Origin of the sequence: Isoptericola sp. NPDC056605, from assembly GCF_042792795.1 — a bacterium.
Classification (GTDB): Bacteria; Actinomycetota; Actinomycetes; order Actinomycetales; family Cellulomonadaceae; genus Isoptericola.
On record NZ_JBHTVT010000002.1, the window covers coordinates 298,009 to 309,469 of the forward strand.

8 protein-coding genes are annotated in these 11,461 nt (G+C 73.3%); 6 read left to right on the forward strand and 2 right to left on the reverse strand.

Annotation, left to right across the window (positions count from 1 at the left end):
- Window positions 1-25 precede the first annotated feature (25 nt).
- Together ACFQ8Y_RS04160 and ACFQ8Y_RS04165 are read left to right on the forward strand one after the other, a co-directional pair.
- Complete coding sequence (locus ACFQ8Y_RS04160; RefSeq protein ID WP_430584688.1) at window positions 26-1,468, forward strand: phosphomannomutase/phosphoglucomutase; 1,443 nt, start codon at window positions 26-28, stop codon at window positions 1,466-1,468.
- Window positions 1,465-1,653, forward strand: coding sequence for a Trm112 family protein (locus ACFQ8Y_RS04165; protein ID WP_430548932.1), 189 nt, complete (start codon window positions 1,465-1,467; stop codon window positions 1,651-1,653). Before ACFQ8Y_RS04160 ends, ACFQ8Y_RS04165 begins: the two co-directional genes overlap by 4 nt.
- 12 nt (window positions 1,654-1,665) lie before the next feature.
- Here ACFQ8Y_RS04165 and ACFQ8Y_RS04170 read toward each other — a convergent pair whose 3' ends face one another.
- Window positions 1,666-3,012, reverse strand: coding sequence for a SpoIID/LytB domain-containing protein (locus tag ACFQ8Y_RS04170; protein ID WP_430584689.1), 1,347 nt, complete (start codon window positions 3,010-3,012; stop codon window positions 1,666-1,668).
- A 225-nt stretch (window positions 3,013-3,237) separates the two neighbouring features.
- On the opposite strand from ACFQ8Y_RS04170, the gene ACFQ8Y_RS04175 reads away from it, so the two are divergent.
- The 4 genes from ACFQ8Y_RS04175 (at window position 3,238) to glf (ending at window position 10,165) form a co-directional block, all read left to right on the forward strand.
- Window positions 3,238-5,199, forward strand: a complete 1,962-nt coding sequence (locus ACFQ8Y_RS04175) for a peptidoglycan recognition protein (protein ID WP_430584690.1) — start codon at window positions 3,238-3,240, stop codon at window positions 5,197-5,199.
- Between the two features lie 62 nt (window positions 5,200-5,261).
- Window positions 5,262-7,136 (forward strand): glycosyltransferase, encoded by a 1,875-nt coding sequence (locus tag ACFQ8Y_RS04180; protein WP_430584691.1) that lies wholly within the window; start codon window positions 5,262-5,264, stop codon window positions 7,134-7,136.
- A gap of 10 nt (window positions 7,137-7,146) precedes the next feature.
- A complete protein-coding gene (locus ACFQ8Y_RS04185; protein WP_430584692.1) occupies window positions 7,147-9,015 on the forward strand; it encodes a glycosyltransferase in 1,869 nt (622 codons plus the stop codon).
- A 13-nt stretch (window positions 9,016-9,028) separates the two neighbouring features.
- Window positions 9,029-10,165: a UDP-galactopyranose mutase gene (gene glf, locus ACFQ8Y_RS04190; protein WP_430564259.1), complete on the forward strand. Its 1,137-nt coding sequence runs from the start codon at window positions 9,029-9,031 to the stop codon at window positions 10,163-10,165.
- Window positions 10,166-10,239: 74 nt separating this feature from the next.
- On the opposite strand, the gene ACFQ8Y_RS04195 is transcribed toward glf, so the two are convergent.
- Complete coding sequence (locus ACFQ8Y_RS04195) at window positions 10,240-10,977, reverse strand: hypothetical protein (protein ID WP_430584693.1); 738 nt, start codon at window positions 10,975-10,977, stop codon at window positions 10,240-10,242.
- Window positions 10,978-11,461: the final 484 nt, after the last annotated feature.

Sequence of the window (11,461 nt, forward strand, 5' to 3'; positions counted from 1 at the left end):
GCGGCAGGCACGTACGCTGTGGGTCGTGACGATCGACCTGGCCCGAATCATCAAGGCGTACGACGTGCGCGGCACCGTGCCCGACCAGCTCTCGCCGGACGTGGCCCGCGCGATCGGCGCCGCCTTCGCCCGTGTGGTGGCGGCGCCGGAGGGCGCGACCCGGGTCGTCGTCGGGCACGACATGCGCGAGTCCGGGCCGGAGCTGGTCGACGCGTTCACCGCGGGCGTCACCGCGGCCGGCGTCGACGTCGTGCGGATCGGCCTGTGCTCCACGGACGGGCTCTACCACGCGTCGGGCGCGCTGGACGCCCCGGGCGCGATGTTCACGGCGTCGCACAACCCCGCCGTCTACAACGGCATCAAGCTGTGCCGCGCGGGTGCCCGACCGGTCGGGCAGGACACCGGCCTGGCCGACGTCCGCGAGCTTGCGCAGCGCCTCCTCGACGACCCGCCGGCCCCCGCCTCCGACGACGACGCGACGGCGACGCCGGGGTCGGTCGGCGACGGCGACACCCTCGCCGACTACGCGGCGTTCCTGCGCGGCCTCGTGGACGTGTCGGGGATCCGGCCGCTCAAGGTCGTCGTGGACGCGGGCAACGGCATGGCCGGGTACACCGTGCCGGCGGTGCTGGGCACGGCCGCGGGCCTGCCGGCGCTGCCCCTCGACGTCGTGCCCCTGTACTTCGAGCTGGACGGCAGCTTCCCGAACCACGAGGCCAACCCGCTGGACCCGAAGAACCTCGAGGACCTGCGGGCCGCCGTCGTCGAGCACGACGCCGACCTGGGACTCGCGTTCGACGGCGACGCCGACCGCTGCTTCGTCGTCGACGAGCACGGCGACCCGGTCTCGCCGTCCGCGGTCACGGCGCTCGTGGGGCTGCGCGAGGTGGCCAAGGAGCTCGAGGCGGGCCGCACGCCCACCGTGATCCACAACCTCATCACCTCCCGCGCCGTGCCCGACCTGCTGCAGGCCGCGGGCGCGACGACGGTGCGCACCCGGGTGGGCCACTCGTTCATCAAGGCGCAGATGGCGCAGCACGACGCCGTGTTCGGCGGCGAGCACAGCGCGCACTACTACTTCCGCGACTTCTTCTTCGCGGACACGGGCATGCTCGCCGCCCTGCACGTGCTGGCGGCGCTCGGCGGCCAGCCGCACCCGCTGTCGGTGCTCGCGGAGATGTACTCGCCGTACGTGGCGTCCGGCGAGATCAACTCGACGGTGGCGGACGCCGCCGCGGCGACGGCGAGGGTGCGCGAGGCGTACGCCACGGCCTACCCGCAGGCGGACGTGGACGAGCTCGACGGCCTCACCGTGGCGCACTGGGACGGCCACCCGCAGTGGTGGTTCAACCTGCGCGCGTCGAACACGGAGCCGCTGCTGCGGCTCAACGTCGAGGCCGCCGACGACGACATCATGGTGAAGGTGCGCGACGACGTCCTGTCGCTCGTGCGGACGGAGGACGCATGACCATCTCCATCGACCCCTGGGTGCGGAGCATCCTGCGCTGCCCGGTGACGGGCGCCGAGCTGGTCGACGCCGTCGGCCCGGACGGCGAGCCCGAGCTGCGCTCGACCGACCCGGACCGGCCCCTGGCGTACCCGGTGCGCGACGGCGTCCCCGTGCTGCTGGAGAGCGACGCCCGCCCCCTGTGACGAGGCCGGTCGCTAGGACACCGCGGTGATCTTCGTGATCCACGCGGCGGGCATCGAGCCCGCCGTGGTGCGCTTGCCCACCGTCGACCGGATCGTGTCGGCCTTACCGGTCACCTTCGCCGTCTTCCCGGTCGACGACGTCGCCGTGAGCGTGCGCGCCTGACCGCTGGACCACTTCGTGGTGACCTTGATCGACTGCACGTTCGACAGCCCGAAGAGGGCGCGGGCCTGCGCCTGCGTCAGCTTGCGGGTCCACGACGCGTACGAGTTGCCCGGCGCCGCCTTCGAGTACGGGTCGGACACCGACCGCTCGTAGGCGATCTTCGACGACCACACGTCCTCCGAGTTCGCCGTCCGCCCGCCGCTGGAGGAGAAGTAGTGCGCGGCGACGGCCTTGCCGCCGTAGGTCAGCACCCGGGCCCGGGTGCGGCTCGAGGTGGTGGCGTCGACGCCCTTCTTCCAGACCTTGCCGTACCGGGCGTCCGTCCCCTCGCTCTCCTTCTTCCAGCCGGAGTAGTACTGGTCGCGCACGTCGTCGACGACGTTGCACCGGCACGCGGCGAGGAGCGGCTTGGTCATGACGTACGAGCGGGCGGTGATCGCCTGCGCCGCCAGGGCGGACAGGCCGCCGTTGAGCCCCCACGACGACGGCATCTCCGCGATCCCGTAGAGGTACTCGGTGTTGAGCAGCACGTCGTTGGTGATGTTGGGGACGCCGCCGTGGGCCGTCGTCGTGAGGCGGCCGTGCTTGTACGAGCCGTGCGCCCCGGACACCGTCGCGACCGCCGTCTTCCCCGTGGGCTTGTAGTACCGGGTGCCCGACCAGGTGATGCGCAGCAGCTGGTCGTAGTACTTGTCGCCGTTCACCGTGATCCGGGACCGGCCGCCGGCCGTGACCGTGACCGCGAAGGTCTCCGTGCCGGAGCCGGAGGCCAGCGTCTTGCCGTCCTCGTCCGCGAGGCGCCAGTCACCGCCGCGCACCGTGACCGTGGTCGTCGTCTTCGTGTCGCCGTACCCGGACCGCCCGAGCGGGTCCTTGCCGTAGACCTGGACCAGGATGTTGTTGCCGGTCGTGTCCTTCCAGGCGACCTTCCCGCCGGCGTAGTAGTGCTGGAGGACGTCCCAGCTGGGCGCCCCCCGTCGCGCCATCTCGTAGGCGCCGTACTGCGACATCCCCACGCCGTGGCCGAAACCCGAGCCCGTCAGCGTGAAGGACGACGGCACCGCGGCCTCCGCGGACGTCGCCGCCACGACGGTGCCGCTCACCGCCAGGACACCGGCGACGACCGCGGCGAGAGCGGTCCGCGCCCGGCGCGGTCGGCGGGTCGCGGCCCGCCCGGTCGAGAATTCTTGCGTCATGGTCATGCACCCCCTCAAGCACTGTGCACCAGGGGCCGCGCGCCAGCATCCGGAGGCGCGGAGCAGCCCGAGCTCCCGGGTTCGAGGTGCTGACAGGCCGATCCGTCCCTATCGTCGTGCGGGTCAGGTGCCCGGCGCGACGATGCGCCACGCGGGTCGACCGAGGCCCGTCGGTCCGGTCAGACCGATCGGCGATCGACCAGAGCTGGACGAGCGGAGACGAGCATGACGACGACACCCAGGGCTCGACGGGCGGCACGGACCGCCGTCACGACGTCGACCGTCGTGGCGCTGGCCCTCGCGGGGGTCGTGCTTCCCACGGTCTCCCTCCCGGTCCCGAAGGCGCACGCCGTCGCCCCGGACGTGGAGGACGTCCTGGTGCGGGGCATCGACCCCGACGCCCGGCAGGAGAAGGGGGCGCTCGACGACGCCGTCGGGCACGAGCACGACGCCGCGGCCGAGACCGCCGGGGACACCGCCGCGGTGGAGGGGGCGGAGACGCTCAGCGACGTCCCCGCGCCCGAGCCGGACGAGGGGGCGCTCGCGGCGCTGAGCGAACGCACCACCACGCAGGACTTCATGGTGGCCGGGGTGACGTGGGACGAGGCGTCGACCGCGACGGTGACCGAGGTGGCGGTGCGGGTGCGGGAGTCCGGGACGTGGAGCGAGTGGCAGTCGCTCGGGATCGACGACACCGACGTGGCCGGCGGGCGCGCGGGGACCGAGCCGCTCGTGACGGCGGGGGCCGACGGCGTCCAGGCCCGGGTGCGCACCGACAGCGGGGCACCGCCCACCGGCCTGAAGGTGGACGTCGTGGACCCGGGGACCTCGCGGGCCGACGCGTCCGTGGGCCAGGAGTCGGCCCCCGCGGCGTCGGCCGACGCCGGCACCGGGACCGAGATCCGTCCGAAGATCGTCAGCCGTTCCGGGTGGGGGGCGGACGAGTCCCTCTCCGGCCGGTGGCCGGAGCTCTCGGGCAAGCTCAAGGCCATCTACATCCACCACACGGCAGGCACCAACAGCTACAAGGAGAGCCAGTCCGCGGCGCTGGTGCGCGGCGTCTACGCGTACCACACGAAGTCCCGGGGCTGGCCGGACATCGGCTACCAGTTCCTCGTGGACAAGTTCGGCAACATCTTCGAGGGACGCAAGAAGTCGCGGTGGGACAACCCGGTCGGCGCGCAGGCAGGCGGCTACAACACCGGCACCATCGGGATCTCGGCGATGGGGAGCTTCGACACGGCGCAACCGTCGAGCGCCCTCGTCACCGCGCTCGCCCGGGTCGTCGCCTGGAAGAGCTACACGTACGGGATCAACCCGCGCGGGACCGTGGTGCTCCCGACCGGCGGGAGCACGGGCTCGGGGACGCGCGCCAAGCCCGGCACCGACGTCCGGGTGCCGACGGTGCTCATGCACCGCACCACCAACCTGACGGCCTGTCCGGGGCAGTACCTGGCGGCCAAGATGGGCACGATCCGCGCGGGCGCCGACTCGCGGCGCGACGCCGCGATCAAGAAATACGGCTCGATCGTCCCGAAGGTCAAGGCGCCCACGCGCGTCGATCCGACGTCCAACCAGGTCCCGGTGCAGTGGAACGGCAGGTCGACCTACCGGTGGAAGCCCGTCTCGGGCGCGGTGAGCTACCAGGTGCTGCAGCGCTACGCGAAGTGGAACGAGGGCATGCCGTACACGTACTACTGGCGGGAGGTGAAGCTGACGTCCGCGACCTCGATCACGCTCAGCCAGAGCACCGGTCAGTCCCGCGAGCTCGCCGTGCGCGCCGTCGACTCGGACCATCGCCGTGGACCGCTCACCAGCCTGGCGCGGACCAACAGGGCGGTCAGCCCCTCCAGCTGGAAGCGGTCGTCCGGGTGGAAGAAGGTCACCAGCTCGTCCTACTTCGGCGACTACGCGTACCGCACCACGACGAAGGGCGCCTACGTCCAGCTCCCGGGCGCCAAGCAGGTGCGTCGCGTCGTGATCCGCGGGGCGACCAGCCCTTCGGACGGACGCCTGCAGGTGCGCGTCGGCGGGAAGGCGATCGAGACGCTGGACTTCGGCAGGGCGTCCGACGGGGACCGGATCTTCACGGTGTGGGTACCGAGGACGAGCGGCACGGTCACGCTCAAGACGCTGGACTCCGGCAAGCCGGTGCGGATCAGCAAGATCGCCGTGGCGAGGTGGTAGCGGGCGGGGCATGAGGGGCCGGGAGGCCGGCCCGGCCGGCGGCGGACGCTAGGGTCGGGCGCGTGCACCTGGCGCAACAGCTGATCCTGACGCTCCCACCCGACCGCCGAGCCCTGACCGTGGAGGAGGGGCCCGCCGTCGTCGACGACGGCGCGGTCCGTGTCCCGGCGGGCGCGAGCCAGGGGTTCGCCACGTACTTCTCCGCGTTCCCCGCCTCGTACTGGGTGCGCTGGGCCGGCGTGGGCACCGTGCGGCTGGAGGCCGCGGCCGCCGGCGCCGGCACGCTGCGCCTCGTCCGCTCGGACGCACGGGGCGTGGCGTCCGTCGTGGCGTCCTCGCCGGTCGACGGCGGCACGGTGGTGCTCGACGCCGACGTCTCGGGCATGGCCGACGGCGGCTGGCTCTGGTTCGAGGTGGACGCGGTCGACGCCGACGTCGTGGTCACCGGCGCGCGCTGGCTCGTGGACGTCGCGCCGCGGCGGACGGGCGACGTGTGCCTGTCGATCACCACCATGGACAAGCCGGAGTACTGCGTCGCGACGCTGCGCCGGATCGCGTCGTCGCAGGTGCTCCGTGACGCGGTCGGGACGGTGTTCGTGGTCGACCAGGGCACGCGACGCCTGGTCGACCACCCCGACTACCCGGAGGTCGCCGCGGCCCTCGGCGACCAGCTCACGGTCGTCGAGCAGCCCAACCTCGGCGGCTCCGGCGGGTTCTCTCGCGGCATGCTCGAGACGCTGGACCACGACGGCGCGGACGCCGTCCTCATCCTCGACGACGACGTCGAGGTGGAGCCCGAGGCGCTGCTGCGCGCGATCCGGTTCCACCGCGCCGCGCGCGAGCCCGTCGTCGTGGGCGGGCACATGCTCGACCTGAACCGCCCCACGGTGCTCAACTCGTTCAGCGAGGTGGTGCACGAGCGGAGCTTCAACTGGGGCCCGCCCGAGGCCGACCAGCAGTGGCACGACCTCGCCGCCGCGCCGCTGCGCGACACCCCCTGGCTGCACGCGCGTGGCGAGAGCGACTTCAACGGCTGGTGGATGTGCCTCATCCCCACCGCGGTCCTGCGCGACGTCGGTCTGTCGCTGCCGCTGTTCCTCAAGTGGGACGACGCCGAGTTCGGCCTGCGCGCGCGCGACGCCGGCCACGCCACCGTGTCCCTCCCGGGCGCGGCGCTGTGGCACGTGGCGTGGACGGAGAAGGACGACACCGTCGAGTGGCAGGCGTACGTGCACGTGCGCAACCGCATCGCGGCCGCGCTGCTGCACGCCCGGCGCCCCCGCGGCGGCCTGCTCCTGGCGACCCTGCTCGCCACCGACCTCAAGCTGCTGCTGGGGATGCGGTACTACCCGGTGGACCTGCACGTCCGGGCGCTGCGCGACCTGCTCACCGGCCCTGGCGACCTGCACGCGGGGCTCGGCGACGTCGTCCCCGCCTCGCGCGCGGTGGGCGCGGCCTACCCCGAGACGATCACCTACCGGCCGGGGGAGGCGGTGTTCGACGCCGCGGCCGCACGGCGCTGGACGGCGCCGGCCCGGCCGAAGCCCACCTCGGCGGGGGCGCTCGTGCGGCTCACGCTGCGCGGCCTGGCGCGCAACCTCCGCCCCGCACCCCGGGGGATGCCGCGGGGCGCGCTGAGCCGCGACCAGGCCACCTGGTGGGAGGTGCCCGAGCACGACTCCGTGCTGGTGCTGGCGGGCGACGGCGCCTCCGGGACCTGGCTGCGCCACGACCGGCGCCGCGCGTGGCGCCTCGCGGGCGCGACGGCGGTGGCCCACGTGCGTCTCGCGGCGCGGTGGGGCGCGGTGTCCCGGCGCTGGCGCGCCGCGGCCCCGGCACTGGCGGCACCGGCGACGTGGCGCGCGACCTTCGCGCGTTCCGCGGACGCCGCGCACGACGGACCGGGCGGGGACCACCGCCCCTCCGAGCACCACTAGGATGTGCGGGATGTCCACTCCCACCGTCGTCGCGGTCGTCGTGTCGTACAACAGGGCCGCCCTGCTCGTCGCGGCCCTCGACGCGCTGGCCGCCCAGAGCCGGCCCGTCGACCGCGTGGTCGTGGTCGACAACGCGTCGACCGACGACGCCCTCGAGGTCGCCCGCACCCATCCCAGCGCCCCCGACGTCGTGGCGCTCCAGCGCAACACCGGCGGCGCGGGCGGGTTCGCCGTCGGGCTCGCGACCGCCGTCGCCGACCTCGACGCCGACCTCGTGTGGCTCATGGACGACGACACCGTCCCCACCGAGACGGCGCTCGAGGCCCTGCTCGGCGCGCGCGACGCCTACGCCGGCGACGTCACCGCGATGGCCAGCCGCGTCGTGTGGACCGACGGCAGCGACCACCCGATGAACACGCCGCGCAGCCGGCCGGGCGCGTCGCCGGCCGAGCTGGCGCGGGCGCGCGCCGCCGGCGCGATGCCGGTGCGGTCCATGTCGTTCGTGTCGATGCTGGTCGACGCGCACGCGGTGCGCGAGCACGGCCTGCCCGTCAGCGACTTCTTCATCTGGAACGACGACTTCGAGTACTCGACCCGCCTGCTGCGCCGCGGCACCGGTCTGTACGTCCCGGGCAGCGTCGTCGAGCACCGCACCGCCCGGCTGGTCGGCACCGACCACGACCCCGGCCCGCGCTTCTACTTCGAGGTGCGCAACAAGGTGTGGACGTTCACGCGCTCCTCGGCGCTCGCGCCCTCCGAGCGGCTGCTCTACGGCGGCTCCACGCTGCGGCGCTGGGCCCGCACCGTCGTGCGCTCCTCGGCCCGCGGCACCCTCCTCAAGGCCGGCGGCCGGGGGCTGTGGCACGGGATCGTGCGCCGGCCGCGCGCCGACACCGAGGTGCTCGCCGGGGTGGGGCCCGCCGCCCTCAGCGTGGCGCGGCTGGAGCTCGGGCAGGACGACGCCGCCGGGCGACCGGCCGCCCGCAAGGCCGCGGCGACCACCGTGCCCGCCGTCGTCCGCGGCGCCCTCGACGACCACCGGTTCTCCGTGCTGCTGCCCGTGTACGCGGGCGACGACGCCGCGCACCTGGAACGCGGCTTCCTGTCCGTCACGCGGGACCAGACGCTGCGCCCGGACGAGGTCGTGGTCGTCCGCGACGGGCCCGTCGGCGACGACGTCGCCGCCGTGCTCGGCCGCCTGCACGAGCTCACCGACGTCCCCGTGACCCTGGTGCCCCTGGAGAAGAACGTCGGCCTCGCCCGCGCGCTGGAGGCCGGGCTCGAGGCGTGCAAGCACGAGATCGTGGCGCGCGCCGACGCGGACGACATCTCCCGGCCCGAGCGGTTCGCCGTGCAGGTGCCGCTCGTGGCCGCCGGGTGCGACATCGTCGGCTCAGCGATCCAGGAGTTCGACGACGACGAGCACGCGCCCGGCATGGTGCGCGTGCCGCCGACGGGCGCCGACATCGCGACCACGGCCCGGTTCCGCGACCCCTTCAACCACCCGTCGGTCGTGTACCGGCGCTCCGCCGTCGCCGCCGCGGGCGGGTACGAGCACCTGGACCTCATGGAGGACTACCTGCTCTTCGCCCGCATGATCGCGGGCGGCGCGGACGCGGAGAACGTCACCCGGCCGCTGGTCCTGTACCGCGTCGGCGCCGGGGCGTACGCGCGCCGCGGCGGCCGCCGTCTCCTGGCGTCCGAGCTCGCGCTGCAGCGCACGCTGCACGCCGAGGGCTTCCTCACCGGGCCGCAGATGGTGCGCAACGTCGTGGTGCGCGCCGGCTACCGCGTGGTGCCGGAGTCGGTGCGCAAGGCCGGGTACCGCGCGTACACCCGCCTGCGCGGCGGCTACGAGCCCGACCGACCGACCCCCTGACCAGGAGGACAGCATGACCGACCTCGTCGTCGTCGGTACCGGGCTCTTCGGCCTGACCGTCGCCGAGCGGATGGCCGAGCAGGGGCGCAAGGTGCTCATGATCGACCGTCGTGACCACCTGGGCGGCAACGCGTACAGCGAGACCGACCCGGACACGGGGATCGAGGTGCACCGGTACGGCGCGCACCTGTTCCACACGTCGAACGAGCGGGTGTGGGAGTACGTCAACCGGTTCACGTCGTTCACGTCGTACGTGCACCGCGTGTACACGACGCATCGGGGCGAGGTGTTCCCGATGCCGATCAACCTGGGCACGATCAACCAGTTCTTCCGGTCGGCGCACGGGCCGGACGCGGCGCGGGCGCTGGTGCGCGAGCAGGCGGCGGAGCTCGAGGGCCGACGCCCGACGAACCTGGACGAGCAGGGCGTGTCGCTGATCGGTCGGCCCCTGTACGAGGCGTTCATCCAGGGGTACACGGCCAAGCAGTGGCAGACGGACCCGCGCGAGCTGCCGGCGTCGATCATCTCGCGCCTGCCGGTGCGGTACACGTACGACAACCGGTACTTCAACGACACGTACGAGGGCCTGCCGACGGGTGGGTACACGGCGTGGTTGGAGCGGATGGCGGACCACCCGAACATCGAGGTGCGGCTGTCCACCGACTTCTTCGACGACGCGCAGCCGGTGAGCAAGCAGGCCGTGGTGGGTCAGGTGCCGGTGGTGTACACGGGGCCGGTGGACCGCTACTTCGACGACGCCGAGGGGTCGTTGTCGTGGCGGACGCTGGACTTCGAGCGCGAGGTGCTGCCGGTGGGGGACTTCCAGGGCACGCCGGTGATGAACTACGCGGACACGGAGGTGCCGTACACGCGCATCCTGGAGTTCCGCCACTTCCACCCGGAGCGGGAGTACGCGGGCGACAAGACCGTCATCGTGCGGGAGTACTCGCGCTTCGCCGAGCGTGGTGACGAGCCGTACTACCCGGTGAACACGCCCGCCGACCGGGACCGGCTCAAGCGGTACCGCGAGCTCATGGCCGACGAGCCGGACGTGCACTTCGGCGGCCGGCTGGGCACGTACCAGTACCTCGACATGCACATGGCGATCGGCTCCGCCCTGTCCATGGTGGACAACAAGCTCACCGCCTGACACCGAACGAACCTTCCTGCTGCCGAACAGGCGGTTGACACCGTTATGGGCGCCACTCGACACCCGTAACGGTGTCAACCGCCTGTTCGGCGGGCCGCAGCGAGAGCATGGCGGACCGCGCTGCCGACCACCCCGCGGGCGACGTGCCCGCCGTCGAACCTCAGCAGGTGGATCCCCAGCACGGTGAGCGAGTTGTCGCGGTCGCGATCCCTCCGGTCGCCGCCTGGGAGGTCGTCGTGCCAGGCACGCCCGTCCATCTCGACGACGAGCCATCCGCCGGGCACCCGCCATGCGAGGTCGCCGACGGCGAGGAGACGACCCGACCGACCGTGCAGGGGAAGCTGGAGCGTGTCCGGCGGCACGCCCTCCTCGAGGCACTGCCAGCGAGCCATCGACTCCATCGGTGACGCGGCGCGCGGGTCGGCCAGGTCCCACAGGTCGTGACGGGACGCGACGCCGCGGCGCCCGCGGGCGTGGTCATGGGAACGCCCGAGGTCGTGGCGGTCGACGGCCCCGAGCCGCAGCGCCGAGTCCAGTACCGCGAGCGCATGCGCCATCGGCAGCTCGGGTACCGCCTGGGCGAGGGCCCACTCCGCCGTCACGATCCGGCGCGGCCCGGTGCGGCGGTCGCCGAACGCCACCGTCGAGAGGCCGTCGTCGAACTGGCGCAGGGGCACTTCGGGACGCGAGACACGTCGGGAGGCCGACGGCAGCGCTGCTTCCGGACGGGTCACGATCGGCAGCCCTTCCACCCCGTGCATCGCGAGCGCGGACGTCCCGACAGCGATGGCGTCGGGTCCGTAGGCGAGCATGCCGATCCACGCCTCTCTGCGACGCAGGTGGCCGTGCAGGATGTCGCCCGGTGACTTCGGCGGCCATGGCGCCAGGAGCGGCACACGGGCGGTGGCGAGCGGTGGGACCGCGCGCCGGGGCACGTCGGACGCGGTCCGCGCACGCGGGGGGACAGGCACGACGTCGAACACCCCACGCACCACGGCGTGCCATCGGCCGGCGGCGACGAGCCGCGAACGGCGCGCCGCACCGACACCGTGCCGTTCGCACTGGGAGGAGCCGAGCAGTCCCTCCTGGGCGTCAGCCACGTCCTGGAGCAGAGGGGGGATCCCGGCGAATGTGCGCATCCCGCCACCGCACCACCTGTAGCGAGACGTCAGCGGTGGCCGGGCGCGATCTGTGGACGGTCGGTACCTGTGGGCAGCCTCCGCACCTTGCTGCCGAACAGGCGGTTGACACCGTGATGGGCGCCGAGGAGCGTCCAAAACGGTGTCAACCGCCAGT